Origin of the sequence: Emcibacter nanhaiensis (assembly GCF_006385175.1) — a bacterium.
GTDB classification, from domain to species: Bacteria; Pseudomonadota; Alphaproteobacteria; order Sphingomonadales; family Emcibacteraceae; genus Emcibacter; species Emcibacter nanhaiensis.
This window is the reverse complement of record NZ_VFIY01000004.1, coordinates 488,936-509,563: the sequence shown is the minus strand read 5'-3', so window position 1 is coordinate 509,563 and position 20,628 is coordinate 488,936. Positions and strand designations below refer to the sequence as shown.

17 protein-coding genes and 1 tRNA gene are annotated in these 20,628 nt (G+C 53.4%); 8 read left to right on the top strand and 10 right to left on the bottom strand.

Annotated elements, in window-relative coordinates; all coding sequences use genetic code 11:
• Positions 1 to 4: 4 nt before the first annotated feature.
• The 8 genes from FIV46_RS02870 to FIV46_RS02835 all read right to left on the bottom strand — a co-directional run bounded on the left by FIV46_RS02870 (position 5) and on the right by FIV46_RS02835 (position 9,873).
• A complete protein-coding gene (locus tag FIV46_RS02870; RefSeq protein ID WP_139938288.1) occupies positions 5 to 805 on the bottom strand; it encodes a hypothetical protein in 801 nt (266 codons plus the stop codon).
• Positions 798 to 1,631 carry a hypothetical protein gene (locus FIV46_RS02865; RefSeq protein ID WP_139938287.1) on the bottom strand — a complete coding sequence of 278 codons (834 nt, stop codon included), beginning with the start codon at positions 1,629 to 1,631 and terminating at the stop codon, positions 798 to 800. Before FIV46_RS02865 ends, FIV46_RS02870 begins: the two co-directional genes overlap by 8 nt.
• A complete protein-coding gene (locus FIV46_RS18045) occupies positions 1,631 to 2,794 on the bottom strand; it encodes a restriction endonuclease subunit S (RefSeq protein ID WP_181163032.1) in 1,164 nt (387 codons plus the stop codon). The genes FIV46_RS02865 and FIV46_RS18045 overlap by 1 nt, the downstream gene beginning before the upstream one ends.
• The gene (locus tag FIV46_RS02855; protein ID WP_139938286.1) at positions 2,791 to 4,302 is read right to left on the bottom strand and encodes a type I restriction-modification system subunit M; all 1,512 of its coding nucleotides are present in this window, start codon (positions 4,300 to 4,302) and stop codon (positions 2,791 to 2,793) included. Before FIV46_RS02855 ends, FIV46_RS18045 begins: the two co-directional genes overlap by 4 nt.
• A gap of 3 nt (positions 4,303 to 4,305) precedes the next feature.
• Positions 4,306 to 7,671 (bottom strand): DEAD/DEAH box helicase family protein, encoded by a 3,366-nt coding sequence (locus tag FIV46_RS02850; RefSeq protein ID WP_139938285.1) that lies wholly within the window; start codon positions 7,669 to 7,671, stop codon positions 4,306 to 4,308.
• Positions 7,664 to 8,602 carry a GIY-YIG nuclease family protein gene (locus tag FIV46_RS02845; RefSeq protein ID WP_139938284.1) on the bottom strand — a complete coding sequence of 313 codons (939 nt, stop codon included), beginning with the start codon at positions 8,600 to 8,602 and terminating at the stop codon, positions 7,664 to 7,666. Before FIV46_RS02845 ends, FIV46_RS02850 begins: the two co-directional genes overlap by 8 nt.
• A 153-nt stretch (positions 8,603 to 8,755) precedes the next feature.
• Positions 8,756 to 9,346 (bottom strand): recombinase family protein, encoded by a 591-nt coding sequence (locus FIV46_RS02840; protein WP_139938283.1) that lies wholly within the window; start codon positions 9,344 to 9,346, stop codon positions 8,756 to 8,758.
• The gene (locus FIV46_RS02835; protein WP_139938282.1) at positions 9,343 to 9,873 is read right to left on the bottom strand and encodes a hypothetical protein; all 531 of its coding nucleotides are present in this window, start codon (positions 9,871 to 9,873) and stop codon (positions 9,343 to 9,345) included. The genes FIV46_RS02840 and FIV46_RS02835 overlap by 4 nt, the downstream gene beginning before the upstream one ends.
• A gap of 367 nt (positions 9,874 to 10,240) precedes the next feature.
• On the opposite strand from FIV46_RS02835, the gene FIV46_RS02830 reads away from it, so the two are divergent.
• Entirely contained in the window at positions 10,241 to 11,197 is a 957-nt protein-coding gene (locus FIV46_RS02830) for a ParB/RepB/Spo0J family partition protein (protein WP_139938281.1), read from the top strand.
• Positions 11,198 to 11,240: 43 nt separating this feature from the next.
• On the opposite strand, the gene FIV46_RS02825 is transcribed toward FIV46_RS02830, so the two are convergent.
• Together FIV46_RS02825 and FIV46_RS02820 are read right to left on the bottom strand one after the other, a co-directional pair.
• Entirely contained in the window at positions 11,241 to 12,908 is a 1,668-nt protein-coding gene (locus tag FIV46_RS02825; protein WP_181163031.1) for a site-specific integrase, read from the bottom strand.
• Positions 12,909 to 13,010: 102 nt separating this feature from the next.
• Positions 13,011 to 13,100: transfer RNA gene (locus FIV46_RS02820), tRNA-Ser, on the bottom strand.
• A gap of 256 nt (positions 13,101 to 13,356) precedes the next feature.
• Between FIV46_RS02820 and FIV46_RS02815 the strand changes: the two genes are divergently transcribed.
• The 7 genes from FIV46_RS02815 to FIV46_RS02785 all read left to right on the top strand — a co-directional run bounded on the left by FIV46_RS02815 (position 13,357) and on the right by FIV46_RS02785 (position 20,617).
• Entirely contained in the window at positions 13,357 to 14,403 is a 1,047-nt protein-coding gene (locus tag FIV46_RS02815; RefSeq protein ID WP_181163030.1) for a lytic murein transglycosylase, read from the top strand.
• A complete protein-coding gene (locus FIV46_RS02810) occupies positions 14,400 to 15,278 on the top strand; it encodes a septal ring lytic transglycosylase RlpA family protein (protein WP_139938278.1) in 879 nt (292 codons plus the stop codon). The genes FIV46_RS02815 and FIV46_RS02810 overlap by 4 nt, the downstream gene beginning before the upstream one ends.
• A gap of 89 nt (positions 15,279 to 15,367) precedes the next feature.
• The gene (locus FIV46_RS02805; RefSeq protein ID WP_219845833.1) at positions 15,368 to 16,492 is read left to right on the top strand and encodes a D-alanyl-D-alanine carboxypeptidase family protein; all 1,125 of its coding nucleotides are present in this window, start codon (positions 15,368 to 15,370) and stop codon (positions 16,490 to 16,492) included.
• Positions 16,485 to 17,144 (top strand): dTMP kinase, encoded by a 660-nt coding sequence (gene tmk / locus FIV46_RS02800; protein WP_139938276.1) that lies wholly within the window; start codon positions 16,485 to 16,487, stop codon positions 17,142 to 17,144. Before FIV46_RS02805 ends, tmk begins: the two co-directional genes overlap by 8 nt.
• Positions 17,145 to 17,152: 8 nt before the next feature.
• Entirely contained in the window at positions 17,153 to 18,262 is a 1,110-nt protein-coding gene (locus FIV46_RS02795) for a DNA polymerase III subunit delta' (protein WP_139938275.1), read from the top strand.
• Between the two features lie 31 nt (positions 18,263 to 18,293).
• On the top strand, positions 18,294 to 19,838 hold the full coding sequence (metG, locus tag FIV46_RS02790) for a methionine--tRNA ligase (RefSeq protein ID WP_139938274.1): 1,545 nt from the start codon (positions 18,294 to 18,296) through the stop codon (positions 19,836 to 19,838).
• Positions 19,838 to 20,617: a TatD family hydrolase gene (locus tag FIV46_RS02785; RefSeq protein ID WP_139938273.1), complete on the top strand. Its 780-nt coding sequence runs from the start codon at positions 19,838 to 19,840 to the stop codon at positions 20,615 to 20,617. Before metG ends, FIV46_RS02785 begins: the two co-directional genes overlap by 1 nt.
• Positions 20,618 to 20,628: the final 11 nt, after the last annotated feature.

Below are 20,628 nucleotides of genomic sequence, written 5' to 3'. Positions count from 1 at the left end.
AGTTTCAAGGCTCATACGGATCTGCTTCGGATGGCAAGGTGTTATTGATGAAACTGACCAGTCCTTGCTCTGCTTGAATACTGTAATGGTTTGGATTTAAGCCAAGATGCTCAATCGCTTGGAGAACATTCTCCGAGGTTAAGGGTGCGCTATCAAAAACAGTTTCTCCGCGTGCATATTCATAGAGTTTGTCAACATACGCTCTCATCATACCGATCATTCTAATACTATCGATAATGGACCACATTGCCGAAGGACGAAGGCGATCAGGATGACGAGATCTCAGGTTTTCTACACGGTCATTGATCAACTGAAGATTGTTTGTCATTGTGCGGAAAACTATGGCCGCTTCAGGTTCAGCATAGGGAATACAATCTAAGAAAATGTTTCGTCCTGAAGTTGAATATGATGCTAGAGGGACTGTGAGTGGTTCAGCACTACGTGTTCTCAGTCGATCCCATAATTCATTTAACACACTAGCTGTACCTTCTAAGTATCTGATTAAGTTCCCTAGTTCATGTGTAACATTAGCGAGACAAACATGCAGGTTCCTGATGCGCTCATCTTCTGCTGCGTCAAGTTGAGACTTATGGAATTTATAACTTGCTATGAGTGCTCCTGCACTGGCAGCAAGCGCAATCATCGCGGCATTGAACGTCTGCCAGGTCTCCCACGTTTCCTTGACATATTTCCACCGTTCCCAAAAGGTGCCACCTGAAACACAGAAGGGCTGAAGGACCATTGAGTATAGGTAGAGAAGGGCTAGGACTGTAATGATTGAATATAGTGGAAACTTTTTAATCAATCTTTCCTCCTACAGTTTGCTCCTGTTTGTTAAGTGCACCCTTAACTAACTCCTCAAGGCCATCCATATCGTCCAAATCAATGTTACCTTCCGAGAGAGCTGTTTTAATTTCTTCAAGGGTAAAATGTTCATTTATAGGGGATGGCCTACCGCGTGAAATATTGAATAGTCTATTTACGATCGCTTGTAATTCGGCAGCCCTGTAGATATATCCTAGCACATTTGCTCGTGTGACGATCATCCCCTGGTCTAGTTCAAAAGACTTGTTCATATCACTTATCCTGGCATCATGAATTTGAAGCTTCTTTAAGAAACCAGAGAGAAGCTCATACAATTCCTCGTCAGCGTATTCCATGCATTCACTAAACACTGCTCGGTGAGACGTTGGGACCGTCGGTGGAGTTTCGCCAACAGGTACTGTTGTGTATCCCTCTGGAGATAGTTCCATTTTGGACCAAACTCTGTTTAGATAGCCCATGGAAAAACGGAAATATTTCGTCAAAATACTTAGTTCTTGAAGCAAGAAAGAAAAGGCATTTGCGAGCTTGCGCTTTCGCTCAGTCTCCAATCGTTCCATCTCAATATCGCGTTCAGTTTCCGCCCTTGTTTGGACATTCTTTAGCGCTGCGACACTGGCCATAAATGCTAGGACACCGACATTTAATCCCTGCCAATGAGTCCAGACGCTTTGAACGTAACCCCAATCACCACCCTTCTCAATCCAGGGCCATACTAACATGCACCCAATGTAAGTAAGGCCTCCAACCCAGGCGACAACATTGACGGCTGTCCAGAACCACTTTGCTTTGGGTAGCCAGATAAACATCACAGCTCTCCCAGAAAGGCACGTTGGGAGAGAGAGGAAAAGAGGTTCTCAAAGTCTACTTGACTTGTTAAAGCATTCTCCCGGGTGTGAAACACTTGGCGTGCAATTTCACAATATCTGTCCTGCACACTGATTTGAGGTATCTTGATGGGACTCTTTTTGAGTGCGGTCAGTCCTATGCGAGACCTTGTCGCTTCAACGGTTATGGACTTTAATGAATGCTTCCCAACGCCTGAATTCAAATACTGAACAAGAAAATTTCGATTTGCTACACTTGGATCTAAACGCATTCGGATGACATCTTGAGTAACAATTGCCTCGGGCTCCGTAAAAGGGTAGACCGCGGCGGTACCCGGTGGATCACCTACCTTGGCTATGAGAACATCACCACCTTTTACATTACAAGATGCGAGTTCCTGAGCTTTATTTTCGGTTACACAATTTGTACTCAACCTTTCATACCGACCATGTTTTATATCTCTTATGTAGACAACTGGTACACCCTCATTGGTCAGTTCACTCGTCAACAGATTGCTGCCAAAAGGCCCATTAACAAAGGAATTCTTATCGGGTAGAGCAAGCTCCTCAAATTTGTATTCAAACAGTTCTTCCTTTTGCTCCTCCATAAATGCGAGGAAGGTGGCGCGGAGGAACTCGTCGAGCATGTTGAGGGCCTGCTGGCGTTTCTTACGAACGGTATCGGCCTTGTCCAGGATGGCGGCTATGCGCTTTTGTTCTTCAAGGGGAGGGAGAGGAAGTTTAATTTCCCTGATTGTCTTAGCTGACAAATGTTTGACCGTAACAAAGGGGGTTTGATCTTCAATTAACTTCAACTGCGCAGGCAGAAAGTGGTTCAAATAGTTTTCGTCAAGTCGAGTGTCGTCATTGCTTTTTATCTTACAAACTCGTTGGTTGAGAAGAGCTTTACCTCCCGCCCATCTGCGTACACGAAACTCTCCATCCATTGAGATCAGCAGATCACCGTTATCAACGATATACCTAGGGTCATATTCACCCTTGTAGTAGGTACTGCTAACTCCAGCATCAACATCCCGAATGCGAATTATAGGAATGTCGCCGTCGCCCTTAAACAGGGAAGACTTAAAGGCAAACCCAGATAGGATATCGACATGGTCTCCTAGATCGACGGATTTCCAACTCACCCCAGCATCTCCTCAAGCTCTTTGAGGTCGCTGTCGATTGCCGCCTGTAAATCTTTCAGACGGCCAAGGATTTCCTTGGGGGGGTCAAATTCTTCCTCCTCATAAACTACTTCCTTGTAGCGGCTGAGGGAGAGATCATATTTATTGTCCGCCAGCTCCGCCCTGGGCACGGTAAAGGCTGATTTGGTGCGGTCGCTGAGGTCTTTCTCTTTGCGGCTCTGCCAGGCCTCCAGGGCCGCCGGGAGGTCGTTCTGGTCGATAGGGGAGCGTTTGTCATCCAGGCTGAAACCATCGGCCTGAATGTCATAGAAAAAGACGTCTTTGGTTTCCGATCCCTTGGTGAAGATCAGGATGGCTGTGGAAACCCCGGCATAGGGCTTGAAGACGCCGCTGGGCAGACTAATGACCGCATCAAGACCATTTTCCTCGACCAGGTGTTGACGGACCGCTTGGTGGGCCTTGGACGAACCGAACAGTACCCCATCGGGGACAATGACCCCGGCACGTCCGCCGGACTTGAGCATCTCCAGGATCAGGGTGATGAACAGGAGTTCGGTCTTCTTGGTTTTGGCCTTGGCCAGCAAACGGGGTTGGGTGTCTTCGTAATCTAGGCTACCCTTAAAGGGCGGGTTGGCCAGGATGATGTCAAAGCCGTTGGTGGCTGATTTCGGGAACTTGTCCTCGAAGTTGGTGGCCAGGGTGTCCTGGTAATGGATTTGCGGGGCCTCGATCCCGTGCAACAACATGTTCATGGAAGCAACCCGGAGCATGGTGTCGTCGAAGTCAAAGCCATTGAACATTTCTTTCTGCAGGAACTCCCGCTGGTTGTCCTTCAGCAGGTTGCCGGTGTAATGGATCACGCCGCCCTCATCGGGAATTCTACCATCGTCATCGGAATAGTTTTCCATAATGTGCATCAACGCGCCGACCAGGAAGCCCGCTGTGCCGCAAGCCGGATCACAAAGGGTTTCGCTGGGTTTAGGATCAATCACTTCACACATGAACTTGATGATGTGGCGCGGGGTGCGGAATTGGCCATTGATCCCGGCTGTAGTCAGCTTGGACAGCAGGTATTCATAGAGGTCGCCTTTGATGTCGCTTTGCTCTAGAGGCAGGTCATTGATCATTTCCATCGCCTTGACCAGGAGGGACGGCTTCTGGATCATCAACTGGGCGTTCTTCATGTATTCGCCAAAGGTGGCCTCTTCATAAGCAAGTCCCTTGAAGGCGGGAAAGACCTTGTCCCGGACATGCGGAATGATTTCCTGAGCCGGTAGACCCATCAGATGAGACCAACGGAGATTCTGCTGGTCCTCCTTAAAGAGCGGCTTGAAAGACCGGTTCAGACGCTTGGCCGTGCGTTCATTACGGCTTTCCCGGATGTCCAGGAGCCGGGCGAACATCAGAAAGGTAATCTGCTCGATCACGGTCAGGGGATTGGTGATCCCTCCGGTCCAAAATTCCTCCCATAGCCGATCAATGCGGGATTTTAATTCCTGTGAGGTCATTGCTTATTGTCTTTCTTCCTCTTCACCCTTCTCGGGGAACTCAAACTGTCTGCTGATTTCGATGATCTGGTCAGAGTCATCTTCATCGAATATGCCATCTATGCCATCCGGGTGCAGGCTTGTAAACGGTTCGCCGCCAAGCAGTTGTTCCAGCTTGATGTGGCCGTTGGTAGCGATATGGTTCTGCAGCATATCCAGGAAGCGAATCTGCTGGGCTGTCATGCTGTGATGAGTCTGGACAAAGGCGGTGAAGCGTTCCCGGACGGCCTCCTGGTCCATACCGACGATGCTGCGGATCACCCAATCGAGATGACCGGCCAGGTTCGGATAGAAGTCCTCCAGGATCTCCAGGCGGACACCGGGATTACGGGTGAGGACCAGGGAGCAGAGCTGTTCAAGTTCATGTTCGGTGACCGGTTCGCCCCGGCGGATCTTTTGCAGGGTGGGGTCTTCTTCAAACAGGCGCTGCAGGGCTTCCTCCACCAGCAGGCGATAGACCTGCATGTCGATGCTGCGGATGTTGCTGGATCGTCCGCTAAAATGGATCTCAGAGCGCTCCTCGGTGATGTCGATGACCTTGGCCTTGCGGGCGGTGCCGGTTTTCTCATGCTGGAGCTTGATGATGCCCCGGAGCGCCTTACGCATCTCCTCCAGATCTTCCACAGTGACCTCTTCCCAGAACTCGGCGGACTTCACCCGGTTGATCATTTCCATATGGTGACGGACCTGGGGCAGGTTGGTCTGCAGGTTGGCGGTGAGGGCGATGATGTTGTCCTTGTGGTCATCGAAGTCGGCGGTGCCTTTCAACAGGGCCAGCTCCGCCAGGGAGGCCAGAAGATCGAAGCTGTAAGCGATGCTGTGGCCGCGCACATTGACCCAGCGCATCAGCGGTGCAATGTCAGTGGACAGAGTGGTCACAGTTACCGGCGCAAAGTCCTCGATCACGCCGTCTTGCTGCACGCTTTCCACCGCCTTCCATCGTTCCCGTACGGAGATGCTTTCACGGGGCAGGGCTTTCACATCGGCCTTCAGGAGGTCCGCATAGAGCTTGAAGTCGTCCTTGCGTGTTTTCTCCAGGCACAGCTCTGCGAGGGCCATGCGGGTCTCAAACAGCCGCTGCCGGATGCTCTTTGACTCCGAGGGTTCCGCTTCCCGTTTCTCCTGGGCGAAATAGTCGAAGTTATCCCAATGGTCGAAGATCCGGAACTTGCTCTTGTCCTGGCCGGGACCATAGAGATCGGGACAAAGACGGGTGCCGCGTCCGATCATCTGCCAGAACTTCACCTTGGATTTTACCGGCTTGGCAAACACCAGGTTGACCACCTCAGGGACATCAATGCCGGTGTCCAGCATATCCACAGAGACGGCAATGGTCAGATCATCATTGTCGCCTTCGCCCTTGAAGTCGTCGATCAACTGCTCGGCCCTGGAATCATGGCTGTCGATGACCTGGCAGAAGGTTCCGCCATACTGGGGATACATCTCATCAAATACCTTGGACAGCAGGACCGCATGATCATGACTGCGGGCGAAGATGATAGACTTGCCTACGGCCTGGCCTGTGGCATCCTTGAGACCGTTTTCCATCAGGTTACGGATGATGTGCCGGTTGGTGTCCTTGTTCAGGACCTGTTGATCCACCTGGCTGGCGTCAAAGTTGAACTCCTCGGGTAGCTCATCGCTTTCCTCAAGCTCTTGCTTCTGTTCCTCTGTCAGTTCGGAATATTTGATCCCTTCGCGCAAGAATTGGGTTGTATGAGTGTAGACCTCATAAGGAACCAGGTAGCCCTGATCTATGGCTGTTTCCAGGGTATAGTAGGCCGTAGGATTGTCCGGTTCACATTCGAACATACGGAACGTGTTGCGGTTGATAAAGCCCACAGGCGTGGCTGTGAGGCCGATCTGGAAGCCATCGAAATATTTAAACAGGTCCCGATAGATGTTGTAGATGCTGCGGTGACTTTCATCGGCAATGATCAGATCAAAATAGCCGGGGTCATAGTTCAGGAAGCGGGACATCATGCCGGGGTAGGTGCCGATCAGGATACGGGCGCTTTCCTCGTCTTTACTGCCGGTGCCAACCAAGGCCACAGGATCAGACAGGAAATCGCTGAAGGCGTTCTTGGCCTGCTTGCGGAGTTCCCGCCGGTCGCACAGGAACAGCACCCGCTTGGCCCACTTGGCGCGGAGGAGGAGGTCAGACAGAGCGACAGCCACACGCGTTTTCCCGGTCCCGGTTGCCTGGACAATCAACCCCTTGCGGAACTTGTCTGTGAATTTCTCAGTGACGTCTCTAATGCTGGTTATTTGATAAATTCGCCCTGCTATTTCTGGGTTGGGAGACAAGCTGTTCAGAGGGAGCTTTTCCTTTCGCTGGAAGTTCACCAGATACTGCAGGCTTTCCTTGGAATAGAAACCGAACAACTGGCGGGGAGGGTATCCCTGCACATCATCCCACATGTGGATGTCATAGCCGTTGGTGTAAAAGATGACCGGGCGCTGACCGTGGGTTTTCTCAAGGTCGTCGGCATAAAGCTTGGCTTGTTTTCTACCATGCTCTGCAGACTTGTTGGCCTTCTTGGCTTCGATTACTGCCAACGGCTTACCATTGTCATCCCAAAGCACATAGTCCGCATAACCGACACCTGTAGGCGTGGGCTGATTGCTGAGTTTCTCTTCCTGGGTGACCTCAGCGGTTCCCCGGCCATTCTCTCCCACATCCCAGCCGACTTCTGCCAGGGCAATGTCAATCAGGCGTTTCCGGGTTTCGGCCTCACTGAGGGCCAGGGCATCAGCGACTTCCTGGCCGTGCTCCTGTTCCTTCTGCAGTTCATCCAGAGCCTGGACGGCGGCGGTATATTTCTCCTGGGTCTTGTTGAGCTCCGCAGTGATCCGCTCCAGCTCCTTTTCCAAGTCCGACTTTTCGCCATCTTCAGGCGCGACCTCGGTGATCTCCTTGAAGCCAGGTAGATCACTCTTGTCCACTTTGAGGAACGCTACAGCGAACCAACCGGCCAGCTGATGGGTTTCCTTCAATAGCCAGGTTGCTGTTTTGGTCGATGTCTTTGACCCGTGGGCTGCTTTGTTGCCTTCCTTGCGAATAGCGTGGAGCTTGGTCTGTACCACCTCAGGGATTGCCGTTTTGAATTCCTCGGTACATAGGAGACCAACAAAGGTGTTATCCGTACCCTTGGGAAGTCGAAGCAGGAAATAGATGGACTTGGTCATCTGCTCCGAGAAAGCGCGGAGTTTCACCAGGGCGCCCTCAGGGTCTGACAGAGAATAATGCTCAGCGAAGCAGGCAAGCTTATGCAGCTCCGGGGCTTTCCCAGAGAGGAACTCAAAGTTATGGGACTTGTAGTTACTCATCCGCTTCTACATCGCCAAGCTGGGCTTCCTGCCAATCAGCATAGGTCTTGTTGGTGCCTTTGACCTTCCAGGATGTCCGGCCATTTGCAGCCCGGCCATAAATTACTGCAGCGGCGGCGCTGGGACTGTTGAAGGCAGTATCCTCGCTAAAGGTCATGAGATCATCACCGGGATTTTGGACCAGGATATTATCTTCCACAAGGCGCGTGTGGAGGTTTGAATAGCCACGATTATGGCGAACTGTACCTACCCAGGAAGGCCGGGCTTTTGACCCTTTCAAGACAATAAACTCATCCCCTTCCTGAAGTGCTGTAGCGTTCAGGCCGTGCTTTGAACTGGACAATGTGAATGTCTCTGTTTCCTTTGTAGGACTGCCTTCCTCCGAAGGAGCTTGCGCCTTTTCCTTTCTTGTCTTTCCCTTCAGAACGTTCAGTCCCAGAACAGGCAGAATGAGCTCAAGCTGAGTCAGAAAGAATTCCATATCGGCGACATCAGATTCCGGGAGGTATTCATCTGAGCTCGGTGAAGTGCCATTCTCCACGATGGCCTGCCTAGCTTCGTTGGCCATTTGAATAAGGCGGGCCTCAAGGTATCTCACATGGGCTTTAGTCAGGTTTTGGTCCTTGGAGGTCACCAGGACGGCCTGGTCCCACCAGTCTTTTCTCTCGTCTTTGTTGTGCTGTGCGATCCGGTTTCCAACATTGTCACTTTCACCGATGTAAAGCATGGGCCGGTCTGACCCTTCTGGATCAGGGCCAACAAGCAAGTAAATGCCGGTTCGTTTGGTTTCTTTGCGGGTGAGGGCGGTTGCCAGCTGCATCTGGGGTGTGAACAAGACATGACCCGTCCAGTTCATGATCTCAGCCGTTCTCAGGCCGGTCGGCGATCCATCTACCAGGAACAATCTGATTGATCGGCCTTTAAGGTTCATACTAACCCCCCATGCGCGTTGCGTTTTCGCGATTATATCCCGTTTATAAAAAATAGCAAAAAATCTGTGACCCCTATCAACAGTTGCGGGAAACGAAGTTCCCCCCGTGGGGGCGGGTTGTATCGACACAAGGCTTTGATAACCTGGGAGGACTTATGAAGCCTTCTGGAGTACCCTCTGGACGGCACTGATACCACAGCCGATCTCGCCAGCGATCTTCCTGAAGCTGGCTCCCTGTTCCCTGAGCTGGATGATCCTGGCTTCCTTTTCCTGGTTGATCCTTGGGCGACCCAGTGTTGTCCCGTTGGCCTTGGCTCTATCCAGCCCGGCCTTCACACGCTCCTGGATCATGGACCGTTCGAACTCGGCAAAAACGCCACACATCTGGAACATGGCCTTGCCTGTCGGCGTCCTGGTGTCGATTCCTTGGCGGTCCAGGTAGAGATCAATGTCGAGGCTCTTGAGCTCCTCTAGGAAGACCACAAGCTGCTGTAGGGAGCGCCCAAGGCGGTCAATGCTCCAGGCCATGATCATGTCGAACTTGCGGCGGCTGGCATCCTTTAGCATGGCGTCGTAGGCGGGGCGTTTGTCCCGACCTTTCGCTCCACTGATCCCGGCGTCTTCATAGACTTCCACGATCACCCAGCCCTGGCGCTTACAGATGGCTTCAAGTTCCAGCCGCTGGTTCTCTGTGGTCTGTTCTGCGGTGGATACCCTGAGGTACAAAGCGACGCGTTTAGTCATGGTTTGTCTCTCCAGAAATAAGAGTGAATGCGGTGGGCGAGGCGCACGTGTTTTTTCATCATGGCGAGCAGAGATAAAAGAAACCACGATAGGAATGCTCCTATGGGCATTGCCAGGAAACCAACTATCCAGCTGTACGAAAGAAACACTACTGTCAGTATGAACGGCTTTTCATAGTATGGCTCAAACAAGTGATCTCTCAGGGAAGGGGACAATAGCGGCGCATAGACAACAAGCAGAATCATTATGAAGGTAAACCACTTACGCCTGCGGTCTGTGGACCACCTGTATTTCCACCACCATGAGCAAGGCTGTTCGATAAGCACTGCACCATAGGACAATGCTGCAAGGGAAAGAGGAAGAGAAGCCATCCACCATTCAACACTGCCACCAAGGAAATTAAAGAACGCTTCGACCAACAAGAAAAGGGTTATTACTATTGCGCTGACTATAGCCCCGAACCGGGCATTTCGTCGTGCAACCCTCCAGGAAAATACTTGTTCCTGATTTTCGAATTCCAGCTGCATCCTATTCCCCCAACATGCGCTTTGAGGCGAGGCTTGTCAGTCTCACCAACCAATCATTGAATGCTTAGATTCTGATTCTTTGGCGTACAGAAGTCAAATATAAACGGTACACTTTATTGACCTTCCGAGACCCGCAGAAACCCAGGGGTGAACTTGCGGTTTTCCAAGAGGGTTTTCGGTACACTTTACTGGGGATGCTAACCGTCGGAAGGTTGCACCTTAGAAGAAATGTTATGTTATAACTATTTTATCGTTAAGCTATTGCCGTAAAGCCTTTTTCATCCTTGACATCGATGTGTGATGCTCTAGTTATCTCCGTGGCTCGTGTGTCTTTGTATCTGTATTTTTTGCGTAAGGGGGAGTTGTCATGACGTCTGTTGAACTCGATCTAAAACATTTGGCCAGACTGGATCTCGAGGACGGTATTAAGTACCTCCAGGGCTTCCAGACGGATGCTGATACGAATAGAGAAGACCCGGAACGAGTTGAGCTTTCCGAAATCAAACTCGCGCCGTCTGTATTCCAGCCTCGTCTCCGGCATGAAGAGTCAGGTGCCGACTATCAGCATGTAAAAGAACTCGCCCGAGCACAACGAAGTGTCGGCACTGAGACGGACTTGGGAAAGCTTTTTGTGATGTCGATTAACGGAGCATGGTTCCTGGTTGATGGTCACCACCGCTACGAAGCATACAAAAGAAACGGCATTAGTAGACCTGTTGGGGTGTCAGTCTTCAAAGGCACTGTCCTGGATGCGACTTTTGAAGCAACAAATCTCAATACTTGCGACCACCTTCAAATGTCTTCAAAGGAAAAATCGCAGCGTGCCTGGGCATTGACAGTAGCGACATATAACCCTGATGCTCCACGACAGTCGACCAAAACTGTGAAGCAGATCGTAGACGCAACCAAGATAGGGGATAGGCACGCGAAGCAAATGCGAAGTGTCGTAAAGACCTTGAGGGAGCAAGGAGAAGACCCGGCATCTTTGACGTGGGAGAGAGCTCGCTGGAAAGCTAACGGGGAAGAGATCATCGAGTCTTCCGATGACTGGAGAGAACAGCAGGCCCAAAAGCTTGCCCAACGCCTCGGGAAACTCTTTGGTAAGCGATTGGCTCGGCATCCAGATGTTACCTTGCGGGCGCTGGAGCTTTACTCTCTTGATCTGTACAAGAGTATGCTCGAGGAATTGAAGGGAGATTTTGAATCAGCACACCTTCCCACAGACATTCTTGTTGGGGAGCTTGGCCGTAAGCTCGAAAGCGACCCCGACCTGAAAGAGACAACACTGGAGACACTTCAAGAAGTTGAAGAGGTAGACTTTTAGTCCGACAGTGAACTGTCTAATGGTGTTCTGTGCACCTTTTGGGCTATGTGTTCTTCAAATGTGACAAGTCCAGGCCGGGATACGAAACCTTGTCTATGGCCTCCTTGAGCTGTTTGACGGAGTAGGCCATGCTGCCCGACCCGTAGCGCCTTCCTACAGTGGCTCCCGCGTGACCTGTCAAGGCATCGTGAACTGCTTCGTCTATACCAGCCTGTCGACAAGCGTCCTTGAACGTGTGCCGGAAGGAATGGAACACCTTCCGCCTATCATTAAGCCCTTTGCTCCGTACATATCGACTGTACCATTTCGACCAGCTTCCCGAGAAGTTCCCAAATTGGTCTTTAGTCAGCTCGGGGAATAGCCGGGTCTCTTTGTCTTCACGTAGGTTATGAACATATTTCATGAAGCCAAGGTCGAGTAACGTCTTGGGCACAGGGAGCCGCCTCCGGCTGCTTTTCGTTTTGAGGCGTTTGTCCGTTGTTTCGTCTGCCACAAGATCAATGTAGGTTATGCCGTCTTCTTCTTTAACATCGTTTAACAAGGCCTGAGCTATTTCTTCTTCCCTGGCACCCGTGTACAGGCAGAGGAGGGGTAACCACTTTGCTGCCGCTCCACCTGCTGCTCTTGGCGTCTTCTCTCCTGTGATCGCAGGCAGACTGAAAATCAGTTGCAGATCATCGATGTCGTAGGGCAACCTGCCGGTGTCTTCCTTGGACGGTATCGCTTTGATTCCCAGAGCCGGGTTTGCATCGAGATAGCCATCACTTACCGCCCAATTCAGAATGGTATTCAATGCAGCCAGATGCTTTTCATTGACCGTGCTCGGGGACAGGCGTTTTATATCTTCCTTGCCATCCAGGGACTCTATCAGCTCTGAGATGTCCATTTCCCGCTGCTGCTTTGTCAGTATGGATGGATACTGTAAAAGCATATCCTTGTAGTCTCTGATGTGTGATTTTGTAATTCGTTTGTAGTCCAGGTCTCCGTTGTAACGCACGAAGCGGTCGATTGACTTTTCGAACTCGTAGGCAGTTTTGTCTTGAGGTTTTGCCGCTGCCTTCCATTTGTGGAAGAGGTCTTTGATAGTTACTTTTTTGGCTGCTGGGACTGGCTCCTCAAGAGCACGAGCAAGTGCCGTAGGTTTCGGCGTCTCAACAACCTGGCCACTGTCGCGAAGGTCGATCTTTTTAACCGCACTGATCGTCTGGGCCTGAAGTTCCCTCGATAACATTAAACGGGAAGGCGAATCCGCTTCGAGGCGGACATTTACCCCCTCCCACGCCAGGACCTCATCTACCAGATCATCAAAAAGTGCATTCTTGCCACCAAGAGCATAGGCCTGCTTGGCCGTATCCTCCATGACCTCAATGCCAGTCAGATACTCGTCTGTGATCCCTTTCAAGCGTTGTTCATCGTCTTCTGAAAGCAGCCAGGCAAAGTATAGCCTACCGATAGTTCTGATTTCAGTTTCTGTTAGCTCAGAACGTGCTGGCTTGTTTGCGGCTTCGAGCTCCATACGCTTTTTATCGAACTCGGCATCGATTTTAACGTTCTCGACATTCAGGCGCTTGAGGGCTTCAGTCCAGTCGGATGTCTTGAGGCTGTAGGTGATCTCTTTTTTCGGAGCGTAGACATCAATGAGGTCAACCGGGACCTTCCGTCTGATCTGATAACGGGAGCCTCGTTTGCTTAATCCTGGGTATTTTGCCATGTCCTCTTTCATCCCTGCGGTGTAGCACGTTGGTGTAGCAGTTGGGAAGAAAAAGGTTATATTTTTCAGAAACTTATGATTTTACAATAACTTAAAATCAAGTGGCGGAGAGGGTGGGATTCGAACCCACGAAGGGCTTGCACCCTTGCCGGTTTTCAAGACCGGTGCATTCAACCGCTCTGCCACCTCTCCGTAAAAATGCGGGCCTGAATTGAAATGCAGTGGGAAGGATGTATCCCATTGATTTCATCAGGTCAAGACCGAAATCAATCCAAACATTCCTATCCCATTTTTCATGGTTTCGATTGCTGGCGGGTAATCTCCTATTAATAGGTTGAAAATATACTGTAAATGGTCTTTTATGCCTTGATCTGGTCACGATTATTAACCATGATCGGGCTTAAGCACCGGTAATTGCAAATGAATCAGCTACAGAGGTCCGTGCAGCGTGAAGAAAACAGGAATAATTTTCGGCTTTTTCCTAACCTTTATTATCTCCCTCTCTTCCCTCCAGGCTGAAGAAAAAGTCATCCCTGACAACCCGCAGCCGTTCCAGGCTTGGCTTCAGGATCTGAAAAGCGAAGCCATAGCCAAGGGGATCAGTGCCGACACCCTGGATGCCGCCTTTGCCGGCGTGGCGCCAATTCCGAAAATCATTGAACTTGATCGCCGCCAGCCGGAATTCACCCAGACCTATGATCAATATATCAGCCGCCGGGTCAGCGAAACCCGCATCGCCATGGGGCGGAAGAAAATCCAGGAATATTCTGAAGTGCTCTCGCCGGTGGCGGACCGCATGGGGGTGCAGGATCGCTTTATCGCCGCCATCTGGGGTATGGAGACCAACTACGGCGGCTATACCGGCGGCTACAGCGTGATCGCGGCGCTGACCACGCTGGCGTATGATATGCGGCGGCCAGAGTTTTTCCGCAAGGAACTGCTCCGGGCGTTGACCATCCTCGACCAGGGGCACATCTCTCCGCAGGACATGAAAGGCAGCTGGGCCGGCGCCATGGGGCAGGGGCAGTTCATGCCGTCCAGCTTTTTCGCCTATGCCTATGATTTTGACGGGGACGGCCACAAGGATATCTGGCTCAACGAAGCGGATGTGTTTGCCTCGATCGCCAATTATCTGAAAAAACACGGCTGGGACGAGAGCCAGACCTGGGGCCGGGAAGTCAAGCTGCCCGAAGACATTGACGGCCTGTGGGAAAAAGTCAAACAGACCGGCAAGATCAAAAGCTGCCGCCGGGCGCTTAAGGACCACAGCAAGCAGCTCAGCCTCGAGGAATGGAAAGCCCTTGGCGTGAAGACCAAATTCGGCGGTGAACTGCCGGATGTGGGTGAGCGGCCGTTCAAGGCGTCGCTGGTGATGCCGGCGGGCAGGGATGGCCCTGCCTACCTGACATATGAGAATTTTCGCTCTATACTGCGGTATAATTGTTCCAACTTTTACGCCCTGGGCGTGAGCCTGTTATCGGATGAACTGAAATGAGGATGCTGCGGTATTGTTCCTTGCTGGCGCTGGTTGCTGCCCTGGCGGCCTGTTCTTCCGTGCCGGGCGGCGGTCCGGTCAGCCAGACCAAGGGGGAGTATAAAGTCGGCAATCCCTACAAGGTAGCAGGCAAGGTTTATGTCCCCAAAGCGGATCCCCATTATGTGGCTGAAGGCATGGCGTCATGGTATGGGCCGAAATTCCACGGCCGCAAGACTGCCAATGGCGAAACCTTCAATATGAACGCCCTGACGGCGGCGCATACAACATTGCCGATGCCGAGCTATGTCCGGGTGACCAACCTGGAAAATGGCCGCAACCTGATTCTCAAAGTCAATGACCGGGGGCCCTTTGTCGGCGATCGTCTGATTGACGTCTCGCGCCGTTCCGCCCAGTTGCTCGGGTTCGAGAAACAGGGCGTCACCCGGGTACGGGTTGAAGCGGTCCCCGGACCGAATGCGCGGCCGGCGACTGTTTTCGCCCGCAACACCCCGGCACCGGCAACCAGTCCAGTAGAGCAGAAAAAAGCCCCGATTGTGGTAGCCAGCGCACGACCGGCACCTGTTTTTACCCCGGAGCCTGCGAAGAAGGACGAAGTGGTTGTCCAGCCGCTTGAGGCCGAACCGGACAGCCCGGCAACGGCCAGTGAAAATATCTATGTGCAGATCGGCGCCTTTTCCGATAAATTGCGGGCCAAAATGGTGGCCGACGATATCCGTCACGTGGGCCAGACTTTACTGGAGCTTGTCGACATCAACGGACAAAAACTCTATCGGGTGCGGATCGGGCCGTTGCCCTCCAAAGCCCGGGCCGACGAAACCCTTGGCAGGGCGCTGGCCTGGGGACATAATACGGCAAGAATTGTTTTAGACTGAAAAATAACCGGAATACGGGACGAGGAATGATTTATAAATTTGGAAGAACTCTGGCATCCACTCTAAGGCTCCTGGGGCTGTGTCTGGCATTGACGCTCATCGGGGCCCCGGCGGCATCTGCTCAGTCGATCAGGACAGTTGCGGAAGAAGCGATTTTGATCGAGGGCTCCACCGGGGCGGTCCTGTTCGAAAAAGAAGCCGATACACGCATGCCGCCGTCTTCCATGAGCAAGCTGATGACCGTTTACCTGGCGTTTGAAAAGCTGAAAGACGGCGTCATCAACCTGAATGACCGGTTCGAGGTGAGTGAGCCAACCTATCGTAAATGGCGCCTCCAGGGCTCCACCATGTTCCTCAATGCCGGAGACAAGGTGACGGTAGAGGATCTGCTCCAGGGGATTATCGTCCAGAGCGGCAATGATGCCTGTGTCGTGCTTGCGGAGGGGATTGCCGGCTCAGTTGATATTTTTGTCGACTGGATGAATGAAAAGGCCAAGGAACTTGGCATGACCAACAGCCACTTTACCAATGTAAACGGCTGGCCCGACGACGAGCATTATATGACTGCCCGGGACCTGGCGACCCTGGCCCAGGCCATGATCAAGAACTTCCCGGAATATTACCCCTATTTTGCGGAAAAAAGCTTCACCTATGCCGGTATTCCCCAGAATAACCGTAATCCGATCCTCTACAATATGGAGGGAGCGGACGGCCTGAAAACCGGTCATACGGAAGCCGGGGGCTATGGCCTGACCGCGTCCGCTGTCAGGGACGGCCGGCGCCTGATCCTGGTGCTGAACGGCATGAGCACGGAGCGGGTCCGGGCCCGGGAATCCGAACGGCTGCTGACCTTTGGATTCCGTAATTTTGACATCTATCCGCTGCTCAAATCCGGGCAGGTTCTGGATAATGCCAATGTCTGGCTCGGCGAAGCGGACCAGGTGCCGCTGGTGATCGAAAGCGATGTCACCCTTTCCCTGAGCAAGGAAGCCCGCCGCAAAATGAAAGTCAAGGTCATCTACGACGGCCCCATTCCTGCGCCGATCGTCAAGGGGCAGCCGATCGCCACCCTGGAAATCAGTTCCAGCGATATGAAGACCGTTACCTATCCGCTGGTGGCCGGGGAGAGTGTTGGCGAACTTGGCGGCTTCAGCCGCCTCAAGGCCGCCTTCAACTATATGCTGGTCGGTTCTTCAGGACGTGGCAATGAATAGTGACTACCGCGGCCGGTTCATCACCTTTGAAGGTGGCGAAGGCGTCGGTAAATCTACACAGGCCATAGAACTTCGCAAATTCCTCGAAGGCCGGGACATCGATGTGGTGCTGACCCGGGAACCCGGCGGCTCCCCCGGCGCCGAGGATATCCGCCACCTGCTGGTGACCGGCGGCACCGACAAATGGCAACCCATGACCGAGACCCTGCTGCATTATGCCGCCCGGGCCGAACATTTACAGGCCACCATCCTGCCGGCCCTGAAGAGGGGAGCCTGGGTCATCTGCGACCGTTATGCGGACAGTACACTGGCCTACCAGGGCTATGGCCAGGGGCAGGATATCGAAAAAATTCTGGAGCTCCATAAGCTTGTCACCGGGGATTTCTGGCCGGACCTGACCTTGTTGCTGGACGGCGGCGTGAAACTCGGCCTCAACCGGGCCCGTCACCGGGAAGACCTGGAGGACCGGTCCACCCGGGAAGACCGCTACGAGAGAATGGGGGAGGAATTCCACCAGACTCTGAGAAAATCCTTTCTGGATATTGCCAAAAAAAATCCGGACCGTATTGTGGTGATTGAAGCAGAAGGCGGTATTGATTCAGTTGCCGCCCGGATCGCGAAAACAGTCACACAAAGACTTCTCGGGGAGTAAGCCCAAGCGTGGATATCGAAGACGTCCCTCCATCCCGGCAATGCAAGAAGGTTGTTGGCCACCAGCAGGCCCAGCAACTGTTCCTTGATGCCTTTAATGCGGACAAACTGCATCACGCCTGGCTGATTACCGGCCCGCGCGGGGTTGGTAAAGCGTCGCTGGCCTTTGCCATGGCCCGTTTTCTGCTGCACAATCCGCCCGCGTCCGACGACGGGCCGGGCCTGTTCGGAGACGTATTGGAACCGGTGAAGGCCGAAAGCCTTTCCACCGATCCGGAAAGTCCCGTCAATCATCGTATCACTGCCGGCAGCCATCCCGACCTGATCACCATCGAACGGTCGGTGGATGAGAAAACCGGCAAGAAAAGAAACGAAATCCTGATCAACGACGTGCGCAGGCTGCAGGGTTTTTACAGCACCACATCCGGCGAAGGCGGATGGCGGATAGCGATTGTTGACAGTGCTGATGAGCTGAACCGGAATGCCGCTAATGCGCTGCTGAAAATCCTTGAGGAGCCGCCGTCCAATTCAGTGCTGTTTGTCCTGGCCCATGCCCCGGGACGCCTGCTGCCGACCATCAGGTCCCGTTGCCGCCAGCTGCGGCTCAAGCCGCTGGAGTTCGAAGAAGTCCACCAGGTGGTCGGGACGCAGTTCCCGTCATTGTCGCCGGAAGAGCTGCAGGGCTGCGCCTTGCTCAGTGAAGGCAGCCCCGGTTACGCCATCACCCTGGCCGAACAAAAGGGGCTTGAGCTTTACGGCCAGATCCTCAGCCTGATGTCCCAGTTGCCGGCCCTCAACGTGCCGGCGCTGCATGCCCTGGCGGATGACCTGGCCGGGGCCAAGAATAAGGATCGCTTCGGCCTGTTTTCCGATCTCCTGACCCGCTTTTTCAATCGTCTGGTACGGGTCAACGCCGATCCGGCTTCTGACGTTCCGGAAATCCTCAGCGGTGAACTGGAGATGATGCGGTCACTCGGGCAGAGATTACCGCTTGATCAATGGGTCGAGCTATGGGAAAAGGGGTCGCATATACTGGCCCGCACCGACGCGGTAAATCTTGACCGCAAGCAGGTTGTGCTGAACATCTTTTCCATGATCAGTCAGTCGCTTCGGGCCTGAAGACAAAGAGTTAGACCGGAGAGACAGGGAAATGGCGTCCGCCTTTTACATTACTACACCAATTTACTATGTGAATGACAAGCCGCATATCGGCCACGCCTATACGACGCTCGCTTGTGATTTCCTGGCCCGCTTCAAACGTCTCGACGGCTATGACGTGATGTTCCTGACCGGTACCGACGAACACGGCCAGAAAGTGGAAAAATCCGCTCTGGCGGCGGGCAAAACCCCGATCGAGTTCTGTGACGAGGTTTCCCAGCGCTTTCGCGTCCTGGCCGAAACCATGAATTTCTCCAATGACGATTTCATCCGCACCACCGAGGAGCGGCATAAAAAGGCCTGTCAGCACCTGTGGCAAAAGCTGGAGGAAAGCGGCAACATCTACCTCGATAAGTATGCCGGCTGGTACAGTGTCCGCGACGAGGCCTATTTCACGGAAGGCGAACTGACCGAGGGTCCCGGCGGCGAAAAGCTTGCCCCCACCGGCGCCCCGGTGGAATGGGTCGAGGAAGAAAGCTATTTCTTCCGCTTGAGCGCCTGGGGCGACAAACTTCTGGACTGGTATGAACGGATCCCGGAAACGGTGCTGCCGAAAAGCCGCAAGAATGAAGTGAAAAGCTTCGTCGAAGGCGGCCTGCGCGATCTGTCCGTTTCCCGCACCAGCTTTTCCTGGGGCATCCCGGTGCCGGGCAACGACAAGCATATCATGTATGTCTGGATCGACGCCCTGACCAACTATCTGACCGCCGTCGGTTATCCCGATGCGGACCCGGAAAAACTGGCCAAATACTGGCCCGCCGACATCCATATGGTCGGCAAGGATATCCTGCGCTTCCATGCGGTCTACTGGCCCGCCTTCCTGATGGCGGCCGGCGTCGAGCTGCCGAAGCGAGTCTTCGCCCACGGCTGGTGGACCAACGAAGGCCAGAAGATTTCCAAGTCGCTCGGCAATGTGATCGACCCGTTCGAGATCGTTGAGGAATTCGGTCTCGACCAGATGCGTTATTTCCTGATGCGCGAAGTGCCGTTCGGCAATGACGGGGATTTTTCCCGCCAGGCTATGATCAACCGCATCAACAGCGATCTTGCCAATGACCTGGGCAACCTGGCCCAGCGTTCGCTCAGCATGATTTTCAAAAACTGTGACGGCCAGATGCCGACCCCCGGTGACCTGACCGACGCCGACCGGGAGATCCTGGCCGCTGCCGACGGGCTTTTGGGTAATGTGCGGGAAAAGATGGACCAGCAGGCCTTCAACCAGGCGCTGGAGGTGATCTGGAAAGTGGTCGGCGACGCCAACAGCTATTTCACGGCACAGGAGCCCTGGGCCCTGAAAAAGACCGATCCGGCACGCATGGGCACCGTGCTCTATGTGACCGCCGAGGTGATCCGGCAGGTGGGCATTCTGGCCCAGGCGATTATGCCGCAGTCCGCGGAAAAGCTCCTCGATCAGCTTCAACTCCCGCCTGATAAGCGCAGGTTCAGCGACCTGGGTGAGGGCGGACGCCTGGCCAGCGGCACCGCCATGGAAAAACCGGAGGGAGTCTTCCCGCGCTATGTGGAGGCCGAGGCCTGATGATTGTCGACAGCCATTGTCATCTCAACTACGGCAGCATGACCGAGGATATGGACGGGGTCATGCAGCGCGCCCGCGAGGCCGGAGTCGGCACCATGCTCGCCATCAATGCGCGGCTCAGCGAGTATGACGAGGTATTGGCCATTGCCAATGCTCATGACAATGTCTGGTGCACTGTCGGCAGCCATCCCCATGAGGCCGAAAAGGAACCCGGCATTACCGCGGAACAGCTGATTGAACTGGCCAAGCCGGAAAAAGTGGTCGGCATCGGCGAGAGCGGGCTCGACTATTTTTATGAACATGCGCCGCGCGACCTGCAAAAGGCCAATTTCCTGGCCCATATCGCCGCCAGCCGGGAAACCGGCCTGCCGCTGGTGGTTCATGCCCGGGACGCGGACGAGGATACCGCCGTCATCATGAAAGAGGAAATGGACCGCGGGGCCTATCCGGCAGTGATCCATTGCTTTACCGCGAGCCGCGCCCTGGCGGAAGCCTGCCTGGACATGGGCTGCTATATTTCCATTTCCGGCATTGTCACCTTCAAGAGCGCCACGGACCTGCAGGAAACGGTCAAGATTATTCCCCGTGACCGGCTGCTGATTGAAACCGATGCGCCTTACTTGGCGCCGGTGCCGAAAAGAGGCAAGCCCAACGAGCCGTCCTATGTGAAATATACCGCCGAGTTCCTGTCCCATCTGCTGGACTGGGACTATGACGATCTGGCGCGGACCACCACCGACAATTTCTTTACCCTGTTCAGCAAAACCCGGCGCCCCTGAGGAACTCCTGT